Source organism: Pararobbsia alpina (genome assembly GCF_965118125.1).
Taxonomy (GTDB): Bacteria; Pseudomonadota; Gammaproteobacteria; order Burkholderiales; family Burkholderiaceae; genus Pararobbsia; species Pararobbsia alpina_A.
In genome coordinates, this window is the sequence record NZ_OZ221288.1 from 25,577 (window position 1) to 50,483 (window position 24,907).

At 62.3% G+C, this 24,907-nt stretch carries 22 protein-coding genes; 15 read left to right on the plus strand and 7 right to left on the minus strand.

Translation table 11 applies throughout. The features are described from left to right. The first annotated feature begins 5 nt into the window (after positions 1-5). From ACMFWR_RS18645 to ACMFWR_RS18660, 4 genes are all read left to right on the plus strand, one after another. Positions 6-1,049, plus strand: a complete 1,044-nt coding sequence (locus tag ACMFWR_RS18645) for a helix-turn-helix domain-containing protein (protein WP_413196183.1) — start codon at positions 6-8, stop codon at positions 1,047-1,049. 60 nt (positions 1,050-1,109) lie between these two features. Continuing rightward, entirely contained in the window at positions 1,110-1,970 is an 861-nt protein-coding gene (locus ACMFWR_RS18650; RefSeq protein ID WP_413197393.1) for a class I SAM-dependent methyltransferase, read from the plus strand. Positions 1,971-2,190: 220 nt separating this feature from the next. Then, on the plus strand, positions 2,191-2,598 hold the full coding sequence (locus tag ACMFWR_RS18655) for a VOC family protein (protein ID WP_413196184.1): 408 nt from the start codon (positions 2,191-2,193) through the stop codon (positions 2,596-2,598). A gap of 55 nt (positions 2,599-2,653) precedes the next feature. Continuing rightward, positions 2,654-3,583, plus strand: coding sequence for a LysR family transcriptional regulator (locus ACMFWR_RS18660; RefSeq protein WP_413196185.1), 930 nt, complete (start codon positions 2,654-2,656; stop codon positions 3,581-3,583). Between the two features lie 104 nt (positions 3,584-3,687). Here the strand turns inward: ACMFWR_RS18660 and ACMFWR_RS18665 are convergent, their stop codons facing one another. Then, positions 3,688-4,761: a polysaccharide deacetylase family protein gene (locus ACMFWR_RS18665; protein WP_413196186.1), complete on the minus strand. Its 1,074-nt coding sequence runs from the start codon at positions 4,759-4,761 to the stop codon at positions 3,688-3,690. 344 nt (positions 4,762-5,105) lie between these two features. On the opposite strand from ACMFWR_RS18665, the gene ACMFWR_RS18670 reads away from it, so the two are divergent. Continuing rightward, positions 5,106-6,122 carry an AraC family transcriptional regulator gene (locus ACMFWR_RS18670; RefSeq protein WP_413197394.1) on the plus strand — a complete coding sequence of 339 codons (1,017 nt, stop codon included), beginning with the start codon at positions 5,106-5,108 and terminating at the stop codon, positions 6,120-6,122. On the opposite strand, the gene ACMFWR_RS18675 is transcribed toward ACMFWR_RS18670, so the two are convergent. Next, on the minus strand, positions 6,113-6,358 hold the full coding sequence (locus ACMFWR_RS18675) for a hypothetical protein (protein ID WP_413196187.1): 246 nt from the start codon (positions 6,356-6,358) through the stop codon (positions 6,113-6,115). The two genes, ACMFWR_RS18670 and ACMFWR_RS18675, sit on opposite strands and share 10 nt — an antisense overlap. Positions 6,359-6,798: 440 nt before the next feature. Between ACMFWR_RS18675 and ACMFWR_RS18680 the strand changes: the two genes are divergently transcribed. Next, positions 6,799-7,476, plus strand: coding sequence for a DUF4410 domain-containing protein (locus ACMFWR_RS18680; RefSeq protein WP_413196188.1), 678 nt, complete (start codon positions 6,799-6,801; stop codon positions 7,474-7,476). Positions 7,477-7,496: 20 nt separating this feature from the next. Here ACMFWR_RS18680 and ACMFWR_RS18685 read toward each other — a convergent pair whose 3' ends face one another. Then, positions 7,497-7,922 carry a VOC family protein gene (locus tag ACMFWR_RS18685; RefSeq protein ID WP_413196189.1) on the minus strand — a complete coding sequence of 142 codons (426 nt, stop codon included), beginning with the start codon at positions 7,920-7,922 and terminating at the stop codon, positions 7,497-7,499. A gap of 443 nt (positions 7,923-8,365) precedes the next feature. On the opposite strand from ACMFWR_RS18685, the gene ACMFWR_RS18690 reads away from it, so the two are divergent. Further along, entirely contained in the window at positions 8,366-10,033 is a 1,668-nt protein-coding gene (locus ACMFWR_RS18690; RefSeq protein WP_413196190.1) for an alkaline phosphatase family protein, read from the plus strand. A 229-nt stretch (positions 10,034-10,262) separates the two neighbouring features. Here ACMFWR_RS18690 and ACMFWR_RS18695 read toward each other — a convergent pair whose 3' ends face one another. Next, on the minus strand, positions 10,263-11,564 hold the full coding sequence (locus ACMFWR_RS18695) for a sensor histidine kinase (RefSeq protein ID WP_413196191.1): 1,302 nt from the start codon (positions 11,562-11,564) through the stop codon (positions 10,263-10,265). A 350-nt stretch (positions 11,565-11,914) separates the two neighbouring features. Between ACMFWR_RS18695 and ACMFWR_RS18700 the strand changes: the two genes are divergently transcribed. Next, positions 11,915-13,090 (plus strand): NADH:flavin oxidoreductase/NADH oxidase, encoded by a 1,176-nt coding sequence (locus ACMFWR_RS18700; protein WP_413196192.1) that lies wholly within the window; start codon positions 11,915-11,917, stop codon positions 13,088-13,090. A 143-nt stretch (positions 13,091-13,233) separates the two neighbouring features. On the opposite strand, the gene ACMFWR_RS18705 is transcribed toward ACMFWR_RS18700, so the two are convergent. Continuing rightward, positions 13,234-14,784 (minus strand): phospholipase D family protein, encoded by a 1,551-nt coding sequence (locus tag ACMFWR_RS18705; protein ID WP_413196193.1) that lies wholly within the window; start codon positions 14,782-14,784, stop codon positions 13,234-13,236. A 141-nt stretch (positions 14,785-14,925) separates the two neighbouring features. Beyond that, positions 14,926-16,542 (minus strand): MFS transporter, encoded by a 1,617-nt coding sequence (locus ACMFWR_RS18710; RefSeq protein ID WP_413196194.1) that lies wholly within the window; start codon positions 16,540-16,542, stop codon positions 14,926-14,928. Between ACMFWR_RS18710 and ACMFWR_RS18715 the strand changes: the two genes are divergently transcribed. Next, complete coding sequence (locus ACMFWR_RS18715; protein ID WP_413196195.1) at positions 16,532-16,753, plus strand: hypothetical protein; 222 nt, start codon at positions 16,532-16,534, stop codon at positions 16,751-16,753. The two genes, ACMFWR_RS18710 and ACMFWR_RS18715, sit on opposite strands and share 11 nt — an antisense overlap. A gap of 13 nt (positions 16,754-16,766) precedes the next feature. On the opposite strand, the gene ACMFWR_RS18720 is transcribed toward ACMFWR_RS18715, so the two are convergent. Further along, positions 16,767-17,810: a LacI family DNA-binding transcriptional regulator gene (locus tag ACMFWR_RS18720; RefSeq protein ID WP_413196196.1), complete on the minus strand. Its 1,044-nt coding sequence runs from the start codon at positions 17,808-17,810 to the stop codon at positions 16,767-16,769. Positions 17,811-18,072: 262 nt separating this feature from the next. Here ACMFWR_RS18720 and xylA point away from each other — a divergent pair, with 262 nt between their 5' ends. From xylA to ACMFWR_RS18750, 6 genes are all read left to right on the plus strand, one after another. Continuing rightward, positions 18,073-19,392 (plus strand): xylose isomerase, encoded by a 1,320-nt coding sequence (gene xylA, locus ACMFWR_RS18725; RefSeq protein ID WP_413196197.1) that lies wholly within the window; start codon positions 18,073-18,075, stop codon positions 19,390-19,392. 288 nt (positions 19,393-19,680) lie between these two features. Next, positions 19,681-20,949: an extracellular solute-binding protein gene (locus tag ACMFWR_RS18730; protein ID WP_413196198.1), complete on the plus strand. Its 1,269-nt coding sequence runs from the start codon at positions 19,681-19,683 to the stop codon at positions 20,947-20,949. Between the two features lie 99 nt (positions 20,950-21,048). Continuing rightward, complete coding sequence (locus ACMFWR_RS18735) at positions 21,049-21,981, plus strand: carbohydrate ABC transporter permease (RefSeq protein ID WP_413196199.1); 933 nt, start codon at positions 21,049-21,051, stop codon at positions 21,979-21,981. A 1-nt stretch (position 21,982) separates the two neighbouring features. Next, complete coding sequence (locus tag ACMFWR_RS18740; protein WP_413196200.1) at positions 21,983-22,867, plus strand: carbohydrate ABC transporter permease; 885 nt, start codon at positions 21,983-21,985, stop codon at positions 22,865-22,867. A 202-nt stretch (positions 22,868-23,069) separates the two neighbouring features. Next, positions 23,070-24,191 carry a Gfo/Idh/MocA family protein gene (locus ACMFWR_RS18745; protein WP_413196201.1) on the plus strand — a complete coding sequence of 374 codons (1,122 nt, stop codon included), beginning with the start codon at positions 23,070-23,072 and terminating at the stop codon, positions 24,189-24,191. Beyond that, positions 24,184-24,852, plus strand: coding sequence for a ThuA domain-containing protein (locus ACMFWR_RS18750; RefSeq protein ID WP_413196202.1), 669 nt, complete (start codon positions 24,184-24,186; stop codon positions 24,850-24,852). The genes ACMFWR_RS18745 and ACMFWR_RS18750 overlap by 8 nt, the downstream gene beginning before the upstream one ends. The last annotated feature ends 55 nt before the right edge of the window (positions 24,853-24,907 follow it).

Sequence of the window (24,907 nt, forward strand, 5' to 3'; positions counted from 1 at the left end):
ACAACATGGACTTGCGGCAGAAATCGGTGTCGGCACGCATCTATCGGCTGTTGCTCGATGCAGCGGAGCGTCACGGGCTCGACCGCGCAGAATTGACTCGGCAGATCGGCATCGATGAGGTCGATCTTGCCGCTCCGGATGCACGCGTGCCTGGCGACAAGCATCTCGCCATGTTGCGCGTCGCGAGCCGGTGCTTCGGTCGTGGCGAGGCGCCGCCGGGGGATGTGTCGCAACTGCTGTTACCTTTCCCGGAACTGGCAGGTGTCGTGTGCAATAGCCCGACCCTGCGTGACGCGCTTCGCCGCTTCATTGCCTATCGCGATCTGATCGGCAATGTGGATTGGCTGGTTGCACACGAAGACGCCGATCGCATGGCGTTCGACTATGTACTCGAAGGCGAGGAGCGGGATGCGTCGAGCGCGCTGGGTAACTTTGCGCTGCTGACGAGCATCGCGCGAATGTACGACCCGGACATGGCGGTGCGCGAGGTCGGCGTGACGGACCCGGACGATGTGACGGGTGCTGCATTCGATCCCGTATTCGGCCTGCATGTGAAAACCCGCCAGGGATCGAACCGGCTCGTGCTGGACTCGGAAGTCCTTGATCGACCCTTCGAGGTGTTCAACGCGCCGCTGGCAACGATTCATCTTTTCGCGGCGGACCGGATGCAGCAGCAGATCCGGGCGCGCGCGATGTTTGCGCCGACCGTCGAACGGTGTCTGCGCGACGTGCTGCGGGAGCATATCGATGCGATCGAATCGCGAAGCCTGCAGGCGCTCGTATGCGAACGCCTGTCGTTGACGCGGTGGACGTTGCAGCGCAAGCTGGCGGCCGAGCAGGTGACCTTTAGCGATGTACTTGCGCAGACGCGCGTGCAGGAGGCAAGAGACCTGCTTGCGCACACGCAAATGCCGATCAGCGAGATCAGCGAACGCGTGGGATTCGGATCGACGACGGCCTTTACCCGATTCTTTACGCGCGCCTGCGGTGCGCCGCCCGCGAAGTACCGTGACCGTCAGCGTGGTGTCGACGTGATGCCAGCGCGATGACACCAACCTGATGGGTCGGGCCGATCACACTCGGGAGACACAAGGAACACGATGAACAGCATGGAAGTCGGGCAGAGCGTCGCGCCGGAGAGCACGGCGGTGAGAGTGGCGTTATGGCGCGCGCTGCACCTCGAGGTCGATTCGCAGCCTCCGGTGTTTGACGATGCGATCGGACTCAAGCTGATCGCACCGGATGCAAGCTGGCGCGAACGGCCCGATATGCATCCGCAGGGCACGGCGGGCTATCGCGCGTCGATCGTCGGGCGGGCACGCTGGATCGACGATGCGGTCGCCGGGCACGATCAACGTGGTGTCGACCAGTACGTGATCCTGGGCGCGGGACTCGATACCTTTGCACTGCGCCGGCCCGATGTCGCTTCGCGCATGCAGATCTATGAAGCGGACCAGGCCGGACCGCAGCAATGGAAGCGCGAGCGCCTGATCGAGCTCGGGCTTGGCATGCCCGAGGGGTTGCACTTCGTGCCTGTGGATTTCGAAGTGAGCGGCACGTGGTGGTCGCAGCTGCAGGCAGCGGGGTTCGACGTACGTCGGCCCTCGATCGTCGCCTCGACCGGGGTGTCGATGTATCTGAGCCGCGACGCGATCGCGGCGACGCTGCGTCAGACCTCGACGCTCGCGCCGGGCTCGACTTTCGCCATGACGTTCTTGTTGCCCCTCGACCTGATCGAGGATTCGCAGGACCGTGCACAGCACGAGGCCGTATACGCACGTGCGCGAGCCGCGGGCACACCATTCATGAGTTTCTTTCGGCCCGAGGAGATGATGTCCCTCGCGCGCGAGTGCGGCTTCAAAGAGGCTGCGTATGTGTCATCTGCGGATATCGCACACCGATATTTCTCCGGGCGTTCCGATGGATTGAAGCCGGCCAGCGGCGAGGGATTCGTTGTCGCGGCGACCTGAGCCTGTCGAACACGGCGAAGACGTTGCACATCGCTGTCGGTGGCGGGAGAACGGTGGTTACCCTCGAACAACTGGCTTTGATAGCCATCTTCGCGGTGCATTGTCTTGTTCGCGTTGAAGATCCTTCAACGCCAGGACCCATTCTCAGGTGCCGCGCGCGCGCGGACAATCGCCTTAGTTTCAAGCAACCGAGCGCGACCAAGCGCAACTGAGGCGTGTCATGCAACTGGATCATGCAACCATCGTCACCGACGATATCGAGGGAACGCGCCGTTTCTTCGAAGACGTCGCCGGTCTTCACGCGGGGCCGCGGCCACCCTTCCGGGTAGACGGCTTCTGGCTCTATCTCGGCGGACGCCCGGCGATCCATGTCACGCAGGCAACGGTTGCGGCCACCCCGGGCCTGTGCGCACCGCGTATCGATCACATTGCATTGCGCATCGATGATGCGAACGAGTGGGGCGCACTGGTCGATCGGCTTCATCGGTCCAATACGCCCTACGACACTGCTGTCGTTCCGCTGTCTCAGGAGGTGCAGCTGTTCGTGTCGATCGGAGCGGGCGTCAACATCGAGTTCGTCACCGGAATTCACATCAGGTCCGCGGCGGAGGACGCTTTCGAGGTCTGATCATCGGATCGCGGCGCGGTAACATTTCGCTCCAGTGAAATCTGGCCAGCGAAAAATGGACAACCTTGGTGATATTCGATTGTTTGTGGAGGCGGCAAGCCTCGGCAGTTTATCGGCGGCAGGCCGCAAGCTTGGTCTGTCGCCTGCGGCTGCGAGCGCGCGCCTTGTCAAACTCGAGGAATCGCTGAGTGCGCGACTCTTCGAGCGCACGACACGCAAACTGCGCCTGACTGAAGAAGGCCGCATCTACCTGGCGCACTGCCAGCACGCACTGCAATCGCTCGACGATGCGCGCGCTGCGCTGCAAGAGGGTCGTGCTGACGTCAGCGGCAAGCTGCGTGTCTCGGCGACCTCGGATTTTGGCCGCCATGTGCTGCGCCATTGGCTCGATGCGTTCAACGAGGCCCATCCCAACGTCAGCATCGCGTTGAATCTCTCCGACAATCTCTCGCGCCTGCTTCACGACGATATCGATCTGGCCATTCGCTTCGGCGTACCGGAAGACAGTTCGATGATCGCCAAACCGCTTGCGCCCAATCGGCGCATCTTGTGTGCCTCGCCTTCCTATATCAAGCAGCACGGTGTACCTGACCATCCGGGCACGCTCGAACACCATCGTTTCGTCCTGTTGTCTTCGTCTTCGGGCGTGGCGAATGGATGGCGATTCACGCGAGGTGACGAGACGGTCGATTTCCTCGCACCGCCCGCGCAAGCCCGTGAGACCAATGACGGCGCCGTGGCCCGCGAATGGGCCATCGACGGATACGGCATGGTGATGAAGTCTGTCTGGGATGTCGGTGACGACTTGAAGGCCGGAAGGCTCATGCACATGTTGCCGGACTGGCGCTGCCCCGATGTGCCTGTCAACGCGCTGTTCCAGCGCAGTCAATTCATGGCGCCGCGCGTACGCGCGTTGCTGGACTTTCTGGGCGAGCGCTTTGCAAAGGAAGTCGAAGGGCTTGCACCGTATTTCGATTCGCCATGAGCGCGGCAGGGCGTTGTGACGTCGCGAGTGGCGTCGCGACAAAGTAGTACAGGGCGCCATCGCGCCCTGTACTACTTTTGAAGTCGGGAGCCTGAGGCCGACGATCAGATGGTTTCCGTTTCACGCAACGTCAGCGGGCTTTGAAGCGCGTAGTGCGCGATGTCGTCCTTGCGCATGAACGCGACATCCGGATGGCTCTTCGCATAGAGCAGGAACTCGTCCCATGCACGTGTCATCTGCGGCGTGCCGCTGATACGGTCGTGTGCGCTGATCGACATCATGCGGCGGCGCGAACCGCCTTCCTCGTACAGCTGGTCGAACTCGAGCTTGATCTGATCGAGGAACTTGCCCGGCGAATAGTTGCGGCCTTCGACCAGCAGGATGTCGTTATTGCGCAGCGTATAGGGCACGACGGCAAAGTCCTTGCCGTTGACCGTTTCAATAAAGGGCTCGTCGTGGCGCAGGTCGTCGATGTGATAGACGTAGCCGAGCTCCTGAAGCAAAGGCAGCGTATTCGGGCCGCGGCGCAGCCAGTTCGCGTTGAAACCAATCGGACGCTGGCCGGTCACGTCCTCGATCATCGTCATCGCCTGGATCAGAAACTCCTTTTCCTGGGCACGCGTCATTGCATATTGAGAACTCCAGCGCGGGCCGTGTCCTGATACTTCGTGGCCACGAGCCACGATTTGACGGGCGATGTCGGGGTGTGCCTTTGCGGCCTCGCCGATCATGTGTGTCGTGACTTTCACGCCATGTCGATCCCAGAGATCGAGCATGCGGGGAATACCCTCGCGATAGCCGTAGGCGAACCACGTCTGAGCAGCAAGATCGGCAGGTACGCTGGCCGGAAAGTCGACCTTCGGAAACGGGTTGTCCGCGCCTTTGGCAGGCTGGCCACCTGCCTCGAACTGCATGGAGATCGAGACGACGAGCCGCGCACCGTTGGGCCAGAACGCTCCCTGGTTCGGCGACACGCCTGCGGCTGCGCTGCCATTCGATTGCGCACCGGCGGCGTTCGATTGCGTGCTGGATTGCGCGCTAGCCTGACCTGCGAGCATGGCACCGACTGCGAGTGCACCTGCGCTGGCGCCGGCGCGGGTCAGAAACGCGCGACGGCTTGCTTGTTCGTTCGTCTGACGTTCAGTGGATTGAGCGGAAAGCAGATCGGTGGTCGACATGATGATTTCCTCGGGACGCCTGGGCGTCGATGGTGGTACCCGAACGGGGTACCTGGTTTCGAAGGTGGGCCCGTGCAGCGCTTAGTGGGCCGGTGAGGAAATTGTCGATTTATCGACCGCTTTCGAGAATTGGGCTGAACGTACAAGGACTTTCAAACGTCACCGAATAATCAAGCCATCAAGGCCCACCTCGTTCGCGAGTCGTTTAATTCGCAGCGGAGTATCCTTTCATCGGCCTTGCGGGCTTTGTTGGCCAGGTCGACAAGTCGGGCATTTCATCGCCGGCGCGCGACGCGGGCGACGCCGGGCGGGTTTCGTGTGTGCCGAATCAACAGGCGGCGTATATGGATGCGGTGTCGGATGTGCTACGTGTAGTGCGCCTCGGCGGGGCCGTGTATCTGCATGCGGAGATGACGGCGCCGTGGTGCCTGCTCGGACAGACGGACGGCGCGCTGTGCTCGATGTATTTGCCGCGTTCGGAACGTGTCGTCTCGTATCACCTGGTGACCGAAGGCACATGCTGGGCGCAGATTCCCGGTCGCGAGGATTCCGCGATCTGCCTGAATGCGGGCGACCTGCTCGTCGTGCCGCAGGGCGAGGCGCATGTCATGGGCAGCACGCTCGATATCGACCCTGTCCCGGCGGGTGAGCTTCTCGCGACGCAACTGAACAGCAAGCCCGGTGACATCATGAGACTGACGCACGGCGGCGGCGGTGCGCCGACGCGTCTGCTCTGCGGTTTCCTGGCCTGCGACGACACGACCACCAACCCGGTTCTCGCTTCATTGCCGCGACTGTTCAAGGTCGATGTCCGCCACGATGCGCAGTCGGCATGGCTCGAATCGTCGCTGCGCTTCGCGGCGCTCGAGGCCGCTGAATGGCAAGCGGGCAGTACGATGATCTTGTCGCGGTTGTCGGAACTCTTATTTGTCTGGGCCGTGAGACGCTACATCGATGTGCTGCCCGCCGACCAGAAAGGCTGGCTCGCTGGCGTCAGAGACCGCTTCGTCGGGCGTGCGTTGACGATGCTGCATGCTGCACCCGCTCGTTGCTGGACGGTCGACGAGCTCGCGCGCGAAGTCGGCCTGTCGAGATCCGCGTTCGCGCAACGCTTCAATGACTTGCTAGGGAAGCCGCCGATGCAGTACCTGTCCTATTGGCGGCTGAACGTCGCGGCACAGGAACTCGCACATGGCAGCAAACCCGTGGCGGCGATTGCCGAGCAAGTCGGATACGAGTCCGAGTCGGCGTTTCACCGCGCGTTCAAGCGCGAATTCGGCGTGCCGCCGGCGGGGTGGCGCAAACGGCATAGCCGGGCAGGCGGCGATGTACAAGCGGTTGCATTCGACGGTCAGGCTTGAGGCCGCGCGACGCGTCTCACGAAAGTGAGTGACCATCGACGCAGTGCCGCGTTCCAGATGAACGGATCGCACGAGGCGCGAACGCGTAGTGCGCGCCACGTCGACATCGCCGTGCCGAACTCTCGCAGGGCGCGCTCGTGCTCATCATAGTGCTGATGGAAAACGATCAGCCAGACCTCCCAGTCGAGCCGTGCATGCATGCGCAACAAGACGAACGCGATCATCGAAGGCAGCACGATGGATCCGCTGCAGAGTACGAATGCGTATGCAGTCCGACAGGTCGATGTGTTTCGCAATGGGCGCATGGACAGGCTCCTTTGTTCGCGCATCGCAGAAACTCGGGGCCGCCGCTGAACGACACTGCATCGCGGTCCGACATCGGGCAACCGTTCGCCGTCGACTTATCGGAAAGCGCGGCAAAGATAGGGATCGAGTGCTGCGAGAGATTCGGGTTGACTCGGCGGTACTGCGTACTTCCGCACTGCCTTGAGGGCACTATGCTTGAGGGATCGGGCTTGCGCCTTGCCCGAGCGTCGCGCGTTTCTGCTCAAACGTCCGGATATGGTGAATCGCCGCTCGCAACTTTGCCGCGCGTCCACCGCGTTTTGCCGGGCGTCCACGTTTGCCGCGCTCCGCTACAATCGCGTGCATCCAGGCGAGCCCATTGGAGCAGCCCATGAAAGGACGAGCGAAGTGGAGTCGTGCATCGGTCTTCTTGATGGTGGTGTGCTCGCTATGGACGGTCGCGCCGCGGGCGCAGTCAGTGGCGGCTCGGCCCGTGGTCTACGTCACGGACTTCGAACTCGATGCGGCAGACGTCAAGCCGGATGAAAATCGCGTCGATCGCGCGAGAGGGTTGTTGCAGGGCCTGCGTCCCTTGCGCGGATCGCAGTCGGAGTCGAACGATCCACAAGCGCATGCGCAGCACATTGTGAGCGCGCTATCGGCTCAGCTGATGTCCGATCTGACCAAGGCCGGGTTCGACGCACGCCATGTGAACGCCGGTGACCCTCCGCCGGCGCAGGGCTGGCTCGTGCGTGGCGTGTTTCTGAGCGTCGACGAAGGCAATCGGGTCAAGCGCGCGGTCGTTGGCTTCGGCGCCGGCCAGAATACGATTGAGGTCGCGGTGGCGATCGACAATGTGGCGGCGAATGCGCCGGCGCCGCTGTATCAAACGATCGAAGGACAATCGAGCGAGCACAAGCCGGGTGCAGCCGTCACGCTCAACCCCTATGTGGCTGCGGCCAAATTCGTGCTGGCCAAGGGCGACGAACACAAGACGATTGTCGACACCGCGCAGAAGATCTCGGACGAAGTCGTCCGGCATGCGAATGGCGAGACGGCGGCCAAGTAGTCGTTGGCCGCGCTACACCGTCACTTGGCAAACAGCTGGCCGATATCCTTGAACGCCTTGAATTCGAGCGCGTTGCCGCACGGGTCGAACAGGAACATCGTCGCCTGTTCGCCGACCTGTCCCTGAAAGCGGATATACGGTTCGATTGCGAACTGTGTGCCGAACGACTTCAGACGTTCGGCGAGCGCTTCCCATTGCGCCCATTCGAGCACGATGCCGAAATGCGGAACCGGCACGTCGTGCCCGTCGACGGGATTGCTGTGCACGCTTTCTTGCGAAGCGGTCTTCGGATGCTCGTGGATCACGAGCTGGTGCCCATAGAAATCGAAGTCGACCCACTGCTTGCTCGAGCGTCCTTCTTCAAGACCGAACACGCGGCCATAAAAGTCACGTGCTGCAGGAAGGTCGTAGACGGGAATGGCCAGGTGGAAGGGGGAGAGGCTCATGATGGAGAGGGTATCGGGCTTGGGGTATCGGGTAGCAACGACGGACTCAGGCACTCGACAAGTGGGTGACGCTGCCCATGATCGGGGCGGCCTCAACACTGTTCGACACTGCGCAAGCGATACATGGTACTCGATATGTCACCGAACACCGGAAGGCGGATCTATGTGTACCGCACGCCCTAATGCAAACCGGACGCACACCCAGTTGCAAGCCCATGGTAAGCACCTTGTTTTAAGGGGTTTTTGACTCAATTCGCCAACTCAAAGAAACCCTCTTCAAAAACGCATTCCTTTCATTGGATTCAATATCGAAAGCCATTCGATTCGTTGTCCTTTGTGAATGAAACAGAATGTACGATTTCATTTTTTCGTCGTAATCGACGCGCAGAGTACCCGCTGCTGTAACAGATCGTATTCAAAATCACTATCCCATGAGGTGAACGATGAGACGTCTCGGCAAGTGGGTAAGCACAAGCGCAGTCGCAGGGTCGATGGTATTGTCCGCCGCGGCTGCACACGCGGACAACGATCGGGATCATGACCGCGGTCACGATCGTCACGAAATCAAGCATGTGCTGCTGATCAGTGTCGACGGCATGCACGAACAGGATGTCGCGCGCTGTATCGGCGCCAACACGTGTCCGAACATTGCATTGCTCGCGCAGTCGGGCGTGAACTACACGAACGCGCATACGCCAGGCCTGTCGGATTCATTCCCGGGCCTCGCAGCGTTGCTGACCGGCGGCTCGCCGCGGTCGGCCGGCCTCTTCTACGATGTGTCCTATGACCGCACGTTGTACGCGCCGACCGATCCGACCTGCTCGGGCAAGCAGGGCTGGAACGTGGTGTTCGACGAAACGACGGGCATCGATGGGGAAAACGGCGGCGCGCTGATTCACCTCGACGGCGGTGGCAAGTTCAATCCGCAAGCCATTCCGCACGCAAAGATCCATGGCGCATGTGTGCCGGTCTATCCGCACAACTATATAAAGACCAACACGGTCTTTGAAGTCGTCAAGGAAAACATCCACGACTCGCGCACGGCCTGGGCCGACAAGCACGCGTGGGGTTATGACTGGGTCAACGGTCCGTCAGGCAAGGGTGTCGACGATCTGTCGCGCACCGAGATCAATTCGATCGACCCGGCAACGGGCACCTACTACCTCGACAGCTACACGCATACCGAGAAGTTCGATAACTATCACGTGCAATCGATTATCGATGAAATCGACGGCAAGGACTCGACGGGCAAGCAGACCGTTGGCGTGCCGACCGTGTTTGGTACGAACTTCCAGACGCTCAGCGTCGCGCAAAAGGCGACCGTCGCGAGCGGCGGCGGCTATCTGGATGCGAGCTTTACGCCGGGACCGGAAGTCGCAGCGGCGATCACCTATGTTGATGGCGCGATCGGCAAGATGGTGGCTGAGATCAAGAACCGCGGGCTCTCGGACTCGACGATGATGATCGTGACAGCCAAGCATGGTCAGTCCCCGACCGACCGCACGAAGCTCGTCAAGAACGGCGACACGCTGACCAAGTTGCTCGAGGCTAACAACTACCTCGACCCGAACGGCAATTTCGGCCAGTTCGCAACGAAGTCGGGCAATCTCAACGACGGCACGGGCCTGGTCGACACAGGGATGGTGCAGACGGACGACGTCGGCCTGATCTGGCTGCGTGACCAGAGCCAGCGTGATGCCGTCGTCGCGACGCTCAAGGCCAACCTGAGCTGCAACGCGCCCGGTATCTGCGCCAATGAGCCGGGGGCTTACATCCTGTCGGGTCAGCGTTTGATCGAGGCGTTCGGTAATCCGGCTCAGGGCCGCACGCCGGACATCATCGTGCAGCCGAATCCGGGTGTGATCTACACGTCGAGCACGTCGAAGGACGAAGAGCACGGCGGTAATGCACCGGACGACGGCCATCTCGGTCTGATCGTGTCGACGTTCGACGGCCACTCGCGCGGCCGCACGAACAATGATCCCGTGCTGACGACGCAAGTCGCGCCGACGATCGTGCGCGCGCTTGGGCTCGATCCGGAGCTGCTCAATTCGGTGCGGGCGGAAAACACGCATCTGCTGCCGGATCTGTTTGGCGGCGACCGGTTCTAAGCGTTTCGTCTAAAGGCGCCTTGTCTCGGGGACGTCTTGCCGGCAGGCGCCGAAGGTTCACTGCGACGAGTACCCTGGGGGGCTCGTCGCACTGGCCATCATTGCAAGCCCGCAACACAAGCCTGCAATACAAGCCCGCAATGCAGGCCCGGTAGCCGAGTCAATGCTGCGACACTGGCGCCGCAACGGACACATCAAACCCGCACCAAAGGCCGCCATCCGGCCGCAATCACGCCGGCGGAAACACCACCTCGAATGTGGTGCCTTGTTCCGATGACGCGTGCACGCCGAACTGCCCGAGATGGGCGTCGACGATCGATTTGCAAATCGCGAGTCCCATGCCGAGACCATTCGGCTTGGTGGTGAAGAACGACTTGAACATATTGGCGCTGGCCTCTGCGTCGATCCCTCCGCCGGTGTCGGTCACCTGCACGCGTACCCAACCATCCTCGCGGCGGTCGGCGCTCAGCGACAGTTTGTGGGCACGGTCCCGAACGCCCTTCATGGCATCGATCGCATTGAGCGAGAGATTCAGCAGCACCTGCTGAATTTGTACCGGGTCGCCGAGCACGGTCAGCCCGCATTCGACCTGGGTATGCAGCCGGACGTTGCTGCGGCGGAGTTCGGGGCCGAGGATGGCGATAGCGTCGTCGACGACGCCGGCGATATCGAGTTCGCCGAACACCGGGCTCGTCTTCGCCATCAGCGCGCGCAAGCCCGTGAGTACCCGCGCGGCACGCGTGCCGTCGAGCAGGATGCGCGAGAACGCGGCCTTGGCTTCGCCGATCGAAGGCTGCTCACGGTCGAGCCAGCGTTCTCCGCTCGCGGCATGCGTCGCGATGGCGGCGAGCGGCTGCGAGACCTCATGAACCACCGATGCGGCCAGTTCGCCCATCGTCGTCAGGCGTGACATGCGCGCAAAGTCGTCCTGGATCGCGCGGAGCTTCTCTTCGGCTACGCGCGTATCGGTGATGTCGACGACGGCGCCGAAATAGACGAGTTCGCCGTTCGCATCCGATTTCGGATGACCGAGCGTGCGCAGGTGGCGCAGGGTTCCGTCTTCCTGGATCACGCGATATTCCTGTGAGACGTCGATTCTTTGCGAGGCGGCCTTCATCGTGAGGTCGTGCAGCGCAGCGCGATCTTCGGGATGAACCCGCTCGAGAAAGCGCGCGTACGACGGTTGTTCCGTGATGTCCACGATACCCAGCAACTGGTAGGTCTGCGCGGACCAGCGCGAATGGCCGGTGCGCACGTTCCAGTACCAGCTGCCGGTTCTGGACGCGCGCTGCGTCTCCGTGAGTTCTTCGACGTGCTGGGCCAGGCGCGCGCTCAACTCGGCAACCCGTGCCTCGAGCGCGCGCACGCGATCGTCGGCATCGAGCAATGCCGCCTCGGGGCGTACACCGGCGCAGCCGGCGCTGGTCGCCGGAGCGGAATCGATGGCCAGGGTGTCGTCGAGGCCTTTGACGTAGGGCGCGCCAGACATGGGTGCGTGGACGCTCAGCGAGGAGGGGATAGGCGGCAGCATAGCCCATCCGCGCCAAAATTGGACAATCGGCCAAAATCACGAGTGCGCTATGGAATGACGCCAATGAGGACGCCAATGAGGACGTCGACGAAGCCAACAACGGGGACGTCGAGGCAGACATCGATGCGCACCACGATGGCGTGACAAGGCAGGCGAAAGGCGAAGAACGCCAACGAAGCGTGGGCGTGAACGTGCCGCCCCGACTCGAAACCGCGATTGGCGATACCATCGTCGGACTTTGATGAGCGGCCGCCGCTGTGGCGCGGGGGCGCCGCTTTCGTAAAACCGGGTGGAACGCGTGTGTTGTCGACTCAGCGCCTCGGCGCGGCCACCGTAGAAAGGAGTGCACCGTGTCCCAACCCGCCTTGTTCAAGCCGCTGCGCGTGCGCAACATGACGCTCGAAAACCGGATCGTGATTGCACCGATGTGTCAGTACTCGGCGCAAGACGGGTGCATGACCGACTGGCACGAAATCCACCTCGGGCATCTTGCCCTCTCCGGCGCGGCACTTCTGACGATCGAGGCGAGCGCGGTGTTACCCGAAGGGCGCATCACGTATGCCGACGTCGGCCTGTATGACGATGCGACCGAGGCCGCGATGGCGAGAACCATTGCTTCGGTACGCCGCTGGTCGACGATTCCCATCGCCGTGCAACTGAATCACGCGGGCCGCAAGGCGTCGACCGAAGTGCCATGGGCCGGCGGGGCGCAGATTGCGCCGGCGCACGCGCATGGCTGGCAAACCGAAGGACCGTCTGCGGTGCCGTTCAGCGAAGGACAGAACCCGCCGGTCGCGCTCGATCGTGATGGCCTGAAGAAGATTCGCGATGCGTTCGCGCAGGCTGCACAACGGGCAGCGCGTATGGGCATCGATGTTGTCCAGATTCACGGCGCGCACGGCTATCTGCTGCACCAGTTCCTGTCTCCGCTATCGAACCGGCGTGACGACGAATATGGCGGCTCGCTCGAGAATCGCATGCGCTTCCCGCTCGAGGTATTCGATGCGGTACGCGCGGCCTTTCCTTCGGAAAAGTCGGTGACTGTACGCGTGTCAGGTACGGATTGGGTCGACGGAGGCTGGGATATCGGGCAGACGATCGCGTTCGCGCAGGCGCTCGAGGCGCACGGGTGTGATGCGATTCACGTCTCGAGCGGCGGTCTGCATCCGGAGCAGCAGATTCCCGTGGGACCGAGCTACCAGGTCCCGCTTGCGCGCGACGTCAAACAAGCCGTCGGGATACCGGTGGTCGCAGTAGGTCTGATCACCGAGCCGCAGCAGGCCGAATCGATCATTTCGACCGGCGACGCCGATCTCGTCGCGCTTGCGCGCACGGTGCTCTACGATCCGCGCTGGCCATGGCACGCTGCCGCGCAGCTCGGCGCGCAAGTGCGCGCGCCCAAGCAATACCTGCGGTCGCAGCCGCGTCAGTACAAGGATCTGTTCAAGGATCAGGCCAAGGCGACCGCCGAGCCGCGCTGGACCGAGAACGATATGAGCCGGATCAGCGTCGAGGACGATGTTTGAGTGTCTCGGCGTGAGCCGGTCGCATAGCGGGCCTCACGCGCTCGCAGACTCGCGTCCTGGCTTCTGACCGGATGGTCGCGATGCAAGTGGTAAAGGTCGATGGCGCGTGCATCGCGAAACCGGGACGTTAAGAGTCAGATTGCTCAAAGCTGCGACTCGATGGGCAGCAGACCCAGGAACCAGACCTGAAGACGTCGCATCGACGACGCTTCCGGCTCCGAGTCGTATTGCATGACCGTGCCGTCGGCCGCCGTCTGCAGCCACACGGGGTGCAGGGTGCCGTTCGCGCTGGGTCGCAGTTCGACGCGCCAGGCAAGGCGGTCGAGCTGCGACCCGATGCCGTCGGCGACCTCCGCGGCAATATCGGGGCTCTCGCACAACAGGCCGATTTCCGTATTGAGGTCCATCGAGCGGGCATCGAGGTTCATCGATCCGATAAAGATCATCTGACGGTCGAAGACATAGGTTTTCGCATGCAATGAGGCGCGCGACGAACCAAAGGTCGATTTCTTCGTGGGGCCCTCGTCGGGGTTCGGCCGAAGTTCATACAGATGCACGCCCGCCGAGATCAGGGCCTCGCGATAGCGTCGATATCCGGCATGCACCGCCGCGACGTCGGTCGAGGCAAGCGAGTTGGTCAGCACCTTCACGCTGACACCGTCGTGGCTGAGCTTGCTGAGCCAGGCCACGCCTTCCTGACCGGGAATGAAGTAGGGCGATACGACGAGCATGTCGTGCCGCGGCTGAAGCATCAGGGCGCGAAACTGCGTCATCAGATGGGTATCGGTTTCGGTGCGAGACTGCTCGACCTTGGCCGGATCATCGTGCAACAACGCGGCGTGGCCCCATGAATACCCTGTCGCCCCGTTGGCCAGGTAGGGGCCGATGCGGTCCTTCGCGTGCTCAATGTAATCGCTGTTTTGCTCGCTTTTGAGGTACTCGTCGAGCTTCTTGCGCACCGCAGGCAAGGCGTCGGGGTCGGCCTTGTGTCCGATCAGCGTTGCAATCGGGTACGCCGAATCGGAATTCCAGAACGCATCGAAACTATCGGACACATCGTGCACGACCGGCCCGTGCACGAGCACGTCGAGATCGCCGAAGGCCACGGTCGTCGACGCACCGAAGTACTCGTCGCCGATATTGCGACCACCAAGAATGGCCGCCTGATTGTCGGCAATCATCGCCTTGTTGTGCATCCGTCGATTGATGCGCGCGAAGTGAAATAGCGCGGATAACTTTTTAAAGGTGCGATCCGCGACAGGATTGAACAAGCGGATCTGCACATTGGGATGGGAATCGAGGGCCAGCAGCAGTCGATCGTCGGCATTCGTGCCGAGGTCGTCGAGCAGGATACGCACACGCACGCCGCGATCCGCCGCGCGCAGGACAGCCGCACCGAGCTCGCGCCCGGTCAGGTCGTCGTGCCAGATGTAGTACTGGAGATCGAGCGTGCGATCGGCGGACTCGGCGAGCACCACGCGTGCAACGAGTGCGTCGACCGCATTCGGGAGCAAGGCGAACGCATCCTCGCCGGTATGGGCCTGTTCGCTCTCGCGGAATGCACTCCCCAGACGCGTGCTGGCCGTGTCGTCAGCGGCGTAGCTCGGTGTACGTCCTGAGAGCGGCGGCAGGCTCGCGCATGCGGTGACGAGCGTCGTGACGGCAATCGCGAACCCGATGCGCAACATGCTCATAGCGTTCGAGAGTCAGAGCCCGGACGGGAGAAAACTCAGGAGGGAACTCGGCTGCCGGATACCGCGGATCATCCCGGGCATGCACGCGGTTTCAATAGATGTAGGCGATAAAACGCGCAGGGTCAATGTGGATGCGTTCCGTTATCGCAGCGGGTTGCGCGCCGTTTCCGGGTGGGACGGCGTATGCTTGCGCGCGTTCTCGCCGCGTGCGTGGGGTTCCGGGTGAACCAGGCAACCGAGAACGGCTGCAGTCGCCAGCAAAATCACACAGACCGTTGTCGCGATATGTAACCCTTCAACGACGTGTTCGGGGGCGGAGCCGCCGACGAGCGCGCCGAATGCAGCGACGCCCAGCGCGCCGCCGGCCTGACGCGCCGTATTGAGCACGGCCGATGCCGTTCCCGCACGCTGTTTCTCGACCGAGGCGAGAATGGCAGTCGTCATCGCGGGCACGGCGAGACCCATGCCGGAGGGGATCAGCAAAAAGGCGATCAACATGCCGGGCAGCGACGTCGACGCGTCCACGTGCAGCAGCAAGGCATAGCCAATCGTGCCCGTGATGCCGCCCAGGACCATCGGCACGCGCGCACCGAAGCGCGCGATGACCGGACCGCTCGCGAGGTTCGAAATCAGAAAGCCACCCGTCAACGGCAAAAAGGCAAGGCCGGCGCCAAGCGGCGAATACCCGCGCACGCGCTGCAGGAACAGGCTCAACACGAACACCATGCCGTAGTAAGTGAGGTTGACGCATACGCCGAACAAGACAGCTGCGCTGAACGTGCGGATGCGAAACAGCTTGAGCGGCAGCATCGGTGTGGCGACGCGGGACTCGATGGCGACAAAGGCCAGCGTGGCGAGCACGGCGAGCGCGAAGCCGCCCCATACGAAGGGATTGGCCAGGCCGAGCGGGCGCATCTCGATGGCAGCGCCCGTAAAAGCCGTCAATGCGATGATCGCAAGCGCCTGCCCGGGCAGGTCGATGCCGCGTGCGAGTTCGCGGGGTACGGGCGCGGATGCCTTGTCATGGGCTTCCGCCCGGTTCGATTGCGCGTTCGACCGTGCGTTGGATTCCGCGTCGGTCTGCAGCCCGGCATGTGCATGCGTGCGCGCCGCTGCATGGCGCGCGACGTCATGCAGGGATTCACGGTCGGCATCCTCGCGAGGAATCCACCGCATCGTTGCCAGCAGACCCGCTGCGCAGATCGGCAGATTCACAAAGAAAATGCTGCGCCATCCGAAGGCCGCGATCAGCAGGCCGCCCAGCACCGGGCCGGCGGCGATCGACACTGCCCCGGTTGCGGTCCAGAGTCCGACCGCACGCGCACGCAGTTTCGGGTCGTGCGCGCAGGCATGGTTCAGCAGCGACAACGAGTTCGGCAGCATGGCCGCCGCGCCGACGCCTTGCAACGCACGCGCGGCCACGAGCGTCGTCGAGTTGGTTGCGAGGGCGCAGGCCAGCGAGGCGAGCGCAAATAACGCAATGCCCGACGCGAACATGCGGCGGGCGCCGAGCCGGTCACCCAGCACCCCCGCGGACAGCATCAGCACGGCAAAGGCGAGCGTGTACGCGTCGACGATCCACTGCAATCCGTCAACCGCTGTACCGAGGTCGGTCGCGATGCGCGCGAGCGCGATATTGACGATCGTCACATCGAGCTGGGTCACGACAAAGCCGACGCTGACCGTGGCGACGATGCGGGCGAGGGCGGGCGTGAACACCGCCTTGGGGGGAGAAGTGTGCGTTTCCATGGAACCCATACTGGACCTCAGCGCCGCAGTATGCTTCGGCGCGGCCCGAAATATCGGCCAATGTGCGTGGCGCGATGAACGGGGCCGCACGGTCGGACCCATGTGGGTCCTGGATGTGTCCGCACGTCGTGTTCCTGGGCGGCTCACCAACGAGGACGGGATGATGCTGCGCGCACTTCGCACCGGTCGCGCGCAACTCGCCGGCCTGAGCGTCGGCTGAACCTCGGGCCCCGTTACCCGGTCACGCCGACGCGAACCGATGCCGTGCTGCCCCGCAACACGAGTTCGGTCGGCAAGGTCACGCGCGGTGACGCGACGTCGATGCCGTTGATCTGCGCAAGCAGCGTATTGACCGCCGAACGGCCCATCCAGACGAGCGGCTGCCGCACCGTCGTCAGCGGCGGATGCGATTGCCCGGCCATGGGGATGTCGTCGAAGCCGATCAGGGACATATCGCCCGGCACGCTGAGCCCCGCGTCCTTGATGGCATCGAGTGCGCCGAAGGCCGCCATGTCGTTGACCGCGAAGATCGCGGTCGGACGCCGTTTGAGGGCCAGCAGGCGCCGCGCGGCCTCGAAACCGCCACGTTGCGTGAAATCGCCCTGCGAGATCAGCTGGGGATCGATGCGAATGCCGTGCTGCGCGAGCACGTGGTGATAGGCCAGCAGCCGGTCGGCCGCGGCGCCCGGTTCGTCGGGTCCGGTCAGAAAGCCGATGCGCGAGTGCCCGAGTTCGAGCAGGTGCTGCATCGCCATCGTGGCCCCTTCGTAATGATTCGACGCAATCGTGGGCAACTTGGCAAACTCACCCCGGTGATCGAGCATCACGATCGGCATATTGGCCGCGTACAGCGCCTGCACGTAGTCCGTCGCCCCGCGCGGCAGAATCGCGATCAGGCCGTCTGCAAATTGCTGAAGCAGGCGCAGCACCTCGTCGTGACTGCGCCGGCTTTCGTCGAACAGGGTGTAAACGAGCATTTCATAGTCGACCTTGCGCGCGGCTTCGCCCGCGCCGATCAGCAACTGCCCGATAAACTGGTTCGTCAGGTCCGGCGCGAGCACCGCAATGATCCGGCTGCGGCCATTTGAAAGCTTGCGCGCCGCAATGTTGACCCGATACCCGAGCTGCGTGGCGATGCGAACGACTTCGCGACGCGTCTTCGCCGACACACCGCTGCGGCCGTTCAATGCGCGCGAGGCGGTCATCTGCGAGACCCCGGCCCGCTCGGCGACATGCGCGAGCGTCACGGGGCCATCGACGATTCGGGGCTTTTCCATGGCAATCGATCCTCAAAGGTGGACCGATCATAACGTTAGCGATAACGTTAAACAATCTCCCCTAACGTCCGGAAAAGCACTGCAGCGTATGTGCAGAGCCATGATGCATAAGGGTTTTTCCGATGTCCGATTGCGCACCTGCACAGTTAACAAACACTACCAGCGCCACCAAATTTCATAATTGCGGCCGGCATCCGGCGGGCTGCATCATGTGTCACCCGAGCAATTCGGCATTCCCCGCGTAACCGGACACATTCCGCACATGAGTTATTTCGACAAGATTCCCGCAGTCAAGTACGAAGGTCCCCAGTCGACCAACCCGCTGGCGTACCGCCATTACGACAAGTCGAAGAAGATTCTTGGCAAGTCGCTCGAAGAGCATCTGCGCCTCGCGGTCTGCTACTGGCATACGTTTGTCTGGCAAGGCAACGACATCTTCGGTCAGCCGGTGTTCAACCGTCCGTGGCACCGTGCGGGCGTCGACGCGATGCAACTCGCGCACGAAAAGGCCGACGTGGCCTTCGAGCTGTTCCAGAAGCTCGGCACGCCGTACTACACATTCCACGACACCGACGTGGCGCCCGAAGGCGACTCGATCAAGGAATACGTCGAGAACTTCAAGCGCATCACCGACGTGCTCGCGAAGAAGCAACAGGACACCGGCGTCAAGCTGCTGTGGGGCACGGCGAACCTGTTCTCGAACAAACGCTACCTCGGCGGCGCGGCGACCAACCCGAACCCGGAAATCTTCGCGTACGCGGCAACGCAAGTGTTCCACGCACTGAACGCGACGCATGAGCTCGGCGGCGAAAACTACGTGCTGTGGGGTGGTCGCGAAGGCTACGACACACTGCTCAACACGGAACTGCGCAAGGAACGCGAACAGTTCGCGCGCTTCCTGCGCATGGTCGTCGATCACAAGCACAAGATCGGCTTCAAGGGCGCGATCCTGATCGAGCCGAAGCCGATGGAGCCGACCAAGCATCAGTACGACTTCGACGTCGCGACGGTCCATGGCTTCCTGACGCAATACGGCCTCGAGAAGGAAATCAAGGTCAACATCGAAGCGAACCACGCGACGCTGGCCGGCCATTCGTTCCATCACGAAGTTGCAACGGCGTTCGCACTCGACGCGTTCGGCTCGATCGACGCGAACCGCGGCGATCAGCAAAACGGCTGGGATACGGACCAGTTCCCGAATAGCGGCGAAGAACTCACGCTCGTGCTGTACGAAATCATCAAGCACGGCGGCTTCAAGACGGGCGGCTTCAACTTCGACGCGAAGGTCCGCCGTCAGAGTATCGATGCGGAAGACATTTTCCACGGCCATATCGGTGCCATCGACCTGCTCGCAGCATCGGTCGAGCGCGCAGCGAAGCTCATTGAAAACGACCGTCTGCAAGCATTCAAGGACGAGCGCTACAAGGGCTGGAACGGTGACCTCGGCCAGAAGATCCTGAAGGGCGAGCTGTCGCTCGAAGCACTGCGCAATGTGGCAGTCGAGCAGCAACTGAACCCGGCGGGCGTCAGCGGCCGTCAGGAATACCTCGAAGGCGTCGTGAATCAAGCGCTGTACGGCTGATAAGTCATACGCGGGTGATGCGGTCGGCCTGAATCGGTCGATCGCACCGCAGGACGGAAAGCAGGGGCATGAACGATCGGAACGCCTGAACGTTCATGCCGCGCGCATCAGGTTCAAGGCATCAGCTTCAAAGCATGGGTTTCAAAGCATCGGCTTCAAAGCATTCGCTTTAGCAGCAGCTTCAAAGCATCCGGTTCAAAGGCTTGCCACGGCCGCCGTGTGCGCATCCCGCGCGCAGGGCAAGTGGGTGTAGTGCCAATCAAATCAATAAATAGTTCAGGAGACGGCATGAAACAATTTCTGAAACCGTTGGCCGCCGCCGCGGTGTTCGCCGCATTCGCCGCGACGACCACTGCTTCGATCGCCGACACGATCACCGAGTGGGACCTGAAGACGGTTCCGGCCGAGCAAAAGGCCGTGGATGATGCCGTCACCCGCTTCAAGGCGGCAAATTCGGGCACGGACGTTCAATCGGTCCACACCCTTAACGACGCGTACAAGACAAAGCTCAAGATCGCATTTGGCGCGGGCGACCCGCCGTGCGTGTTCGCAAGCTGGGGCGGCGGCGTGCTGCATGAATACGTCAAGTCGGGCCAGGTCGTCGACCTGACGCCGTACCTCGACAAGAACCCCGAATTCAAGAACAAGTTCCTCGCGCAGTCGTGGACCAACGTCACGTTCGACGGCAAGATCTACGGCGTTGCTGCGGACAACACGTCGATCGCGACGATCTTCTATAACAAGGAACTCTTCGCGAAGTACAACCTGCAGCCGCCGAAGACGTGGGACGACCTCGTCAACATCATCAAGGTCCTCAAGTCGCATAACATCGCGCCGTTCGCACTGGCGAACAAGAACAAGTGGACCGGCTCGATGTACTTCATGACGCTGGCTGATCGCATCGGCGGCCCGCAACCGTTCATCAACGCCGTGAGCCGCAAGGGCAGCTTCGAAGACCCGACGTTCATCGAAGCCGGCAAGCGTCTGCAAGAACTCGTGAAGATGGGCGCGTTCGCGCCGGGCTTCAACGGTCTCGACTACGACACGGGTGCGCAACGCCGCCTGCTGTACGCAGACAAGGCTGCGATGGAACTGATCGGCAGCTGGGAAATCTCGGCGTTCAAGAGCGAAAACCCGGACTTCTACAAGAAGGTCGGTACGTTCGAGTTCCCGACGGTGCCGGGCGGCAAGGGTGATCCGAAGGACGTGATCGGTACGGTCGGCGACAACTTCTGGAGCATCTCGAAGAGCTGCAAGAACCCTGACGCAGCGTTCAAGCTGATCCAGACGCTCGACGACGAGCAGTCGGTCAAGGATCACATCGCAACGGGTCGTGTGCCCCCGATCAAGGGTGCACGCGGTGACGAGCCGATCGTGAACAACCTGCTCGACGAAGTCGCACAGGCACCGAGCGTGCAACTCTGGTACGACCAGCTGCTGCCGCCCCAACTCGGCGAACTGCACAAGGACACGACGCAGGCGCTGTTCGGCCTGACGATGACCCCGGAGCAGGCCGCCGCGAAGATGGAAGCCCTGGCCAAGACCGAGCTCAAGTAAGTTTGTGCAGAGCCTGACCGTACGTGCCCCGCGTACGGTTTGTGTGTGAAGTACCCCTGGCGGACCCGCCGTCCGCCAGGTTCCGTTCGTGAGACACCGATGACCGTTTCGCAACAGCCCCCCCTCCCGTACGTTCCCGGTCAGACGTCGGACGCACCGAACCGCTCGTGGGTTGCTCCGGCGCTGTTCCTGCTGCCTACCGTCGTCCTGCTTTCCGCGTATCTGATCTACCCGCTGCTATCGAGTTTCTGGCTGTCGCTGCTGAACTGGAACGGCCTCGGGCAGAACGCCAAATTCGTCTGGTTCGACAACTGGATCGCAATGGCGCAGGACCCGATGTTCCAGCGCGCGCTGCTGAACAATTGCATCCTCGCATTCGTGTCGGTCGTGGTTCAGATCCCGATCGGCCTGGGCCTCGCTGTCCTGCTCGACAAGGCGGGCAAGCGATCGCGGATCCTCAAGATCATTTACTTCCTGCCGCTGCTGATGTCGTCGGTGGCAGTGGGTGTGTTGTTCAAAAATTTTTACGATCCGAATTTCGGACCGCTGAATACCGTGCTGAACGCGATCGGACTCGGCAACTTCGCCGTGGACTGGCTTGGCGATCCGCACTGGTCGCTGATCTCGACTGCAGCGGTGGTCTGCTGGCAAAGCATTCCGTTCTACATGATCCTGTTCCTCGCCGGCCTGGCATCGATGCCGGGTGAGCTGCGCGAAGCAGCGGTGCTCGACGGCGCCAACGAGTGGACGATCTTCTTCCGTATCACGTTGCCGTATCTGGCCGGGACGATCCGCACGGCGGTCATGCTCGTGATCATCGGATCGCTGCGCTATTTCGACCTTGTGTTCGTGATGACCGCGGGCGGGCCGGACGGCTCGTCGGAACTGATGGCGACGTATATGTATCGGCAGGTGTTCAGCTCGTTCCAGCTTGGCTATGGCAGCGCAATCGCGTCGGGCATGTTCGTGATCGTCGTGCTCGCCGCAAGCATCGGCTTGCGTCTGTCCAAACGTTTTGAAACCGAGGTCTGAGATGCGTGCTTCTTCTGCCAACTCCATGGCGACGACGGTCGAAGCCGCTCCGGCAGGGCGTCGCATTACGATCGGCGGCGTCGTGATCGCCGTGCTCGCGATCTTCTGGCTGTTCGTCACAGCAACGCCGTTCCTGTTTCTCATCTTCACGAGCCTGAAGGACCAGAGCGACTATATGTCGACGGCCTCGTGGGAGCTGCCCAAGCGCTGGGCATTCGAGAACTACGGCATGCTGCTCGGCAATGCGACGTTCTATCACTACCTGTTCAACTCGCTGCTCGTGGTGATCGTCTCGACGACGGTCATCGTGATCGTGAGCTCGATGGCGTCGTTTGCGTTCGCACGGATTCAGTTCAAGCTGTCCAAGCCCTTGTTCGGCTTTGTCGTTGCGGCGCTGATCGTGCCCGTCCACGTGACGCTCGTGCCGATCTACCTGATGACCAAGACGATGGGACTCTACGACACGACTGCGGCGTTGATGGGGCCGTATATCGCGTTTGCGTTGCCAGTGTCGATCTTCATCCTGACGGAATTCATGCGTCAGATTCCGAAGGAGCTCGAGGAAGCTGCGCAGCTCGATGGCTGTGGTCCGTTCAAGATTTTCTGGACGATCTTTTTCCCGCTCTCGGGACCGGGGCTCGCGACGGTCGCGATCTTCAACGGCATCATGATGTGGAACGAGTTCATCTTCGCCTACGTGCTGACATCGACGCCCCAGCACCGGACGTTGCCGCTCGCGATCTGGGACTTCCAGAGCCAGTACGCGTCGAACATTCCGATGATGCTCGCGGTGATCACGTTGACGTCGCTGCCGCTCGTGATCGCCTACGCGTTCGGTCAGGAGCGCATCATCAAGGGCATGATGGCCGGTTCGGTCAAGGGCTGATCATGTGCCGCTTTCATCTGACCACCGCACGCGCGCACGGCTTGCGCCGCCAATGCCGGGCGCATGTCTCCGGCGCGAGACGCCATCGCCGGGCGCGCGTGCGCGCGCACCTCGATGACACCCGCGTCGACCCGGTGCCATCCCTCTCTTTTCGTCGCCCGGCATCGCCGTCGCGCACTTTTTAAGGTCTGAGGCATCCAGCATGTCGGTTAAGCAGCTTCCCTTGCGTGTGGCCGTAGTCGGGTGCGGCAATATCAGCGATATCTATCTGAAGACGATGCCCAAGTTCGCGGCATTGCGCGTCGTCGGCGTCAGCGATCTCGATTCGGATCGCGCCAGGGCGCATGCAGAAAAATACGGTATCGCACGCGCCATTCCGCTGGATCAGGTGTTCGACGACCCTGAAGTCGATCTGATCCTGAACCTCACGACACCCGAGTCGCATGCAGCGATCGCCTTGCGCGCGCTGGAATCGGGCAAGCACGTGTATGGCGAAAAGCCGCTTGCGCTGACGGTGAAGGATGGACGCCGCGTTGTCGACACCGCGCGCGCAAACGGCCTGCGCGTGGGGAGCGCGCCAGATACGGTGCTCGGAGCCGGGTTGCAAACCTGCCGCGCACTGATCGAAGCCGGCGAAATCGGCGATCCGATCGCGGCGAGCGCCTTTATGACGACGCCGGGGCACGAGCGTTGGCATCCGAACCCGGCGTTCTATTACCAGCCGGGCGCGGGCCCGATGTTCGACATGGGGCCGTACTACCTGAGCGCGCTGATCAACCTGATCGGCCCGATCGAACACGTCTCGGGCATGGCGCGCGCGACGTATGCCGAGCGCACGATCACGAGCGAACCGAAGCGCGGCGAAACGATTCAGGTGAATACGCCGACGCATATCGCGTCGCAACTCGGCTTCGCCAACGGTGCAATTGGCACGATCGTGACGAGCTTCGATGTCTGGGGCGCGAATCTGCCGCGCATCGAGATCTATGGGACGACGGGCAGCCTGAGTGTGCCGGACCCGAATACATTTGGCGGAGTCGTGCGGATCAAGCGCCGCGAAAGCGAATGGGAAGAGGTCGCGCTTACGCATCCCTACGCGGAAAACACACGCGGCCTCGGCGTGGCCGATATGGCTGAAGCCATCGCAAACGGCCGCGAGCATCGTGCCAACGGCGAACTCGCGCTGCACGTGCTCGAAGTCATGCAGGCCACGCTCGATGCGGCCGCCCAGCGGCGCACCGTCGCGATCGAAACGCAAGTCGATAAACCTTTGCCAATGGCGAGCGAGCCGTTCGCCGCGAATGTGGAGTCCATGAATGTCTGAGAATCGTCGCAAAGCCCTGCTTGTGTCGGGTGGCTGGACGGGGCACCAGCCCAAGGAAACGACCGCGCGCTTCGCGGCGCTTCTCGAAGAAAACGGCTTCGAGACGACGGTGCGTGAAGACCTCGACGCGTATCTCGACAAGGATCTGCTGATGCAGCAGGACCTGATCGTCAACAACTTCACGATGGGCGAGATCACGAAGGCGCACGAAGAGAACCTGCTGGCCGCGGTGTCGAGCGGTATCGGCTTTGGCGGGTGGCACGGCGGTGCGGGCGATTCGTTCCGCGCAAGCCCCGCGTATCAGTTCATGGTCGGCGGGCAGTGGGTCGCGCACCCGGGCAACGTGATCGACTACACGGTCCAGGTCACGCAGCCGGGCGACCCGATCATGGCCGGTTTCGGCGAGTTCGCAGTCAAGTCCGAGCAGTACTACATGCATATCGATCCGAGCAACGAAGTGCTCGCGACGACGACGTTCGACGGTGCATTCGTCAACGACAACGTGCCCTGGATCAAGGGCGCGGTGATGCCCGTCGTGTGGAAGCGCCGCTGGGGCAGCGGCCGCGTGTTCTATTCGGCCCTCGGCCACGTGAACACGGACTTCGACGTCGAGCCCGTGCGCGAGATCACGCTGCGCGGACTCTTGTGGGCAGCGCGATAGTCGCGACGCAATACGACAACACAGGCCGCGCAGCCGACGCGGCGAGGGAGACAGG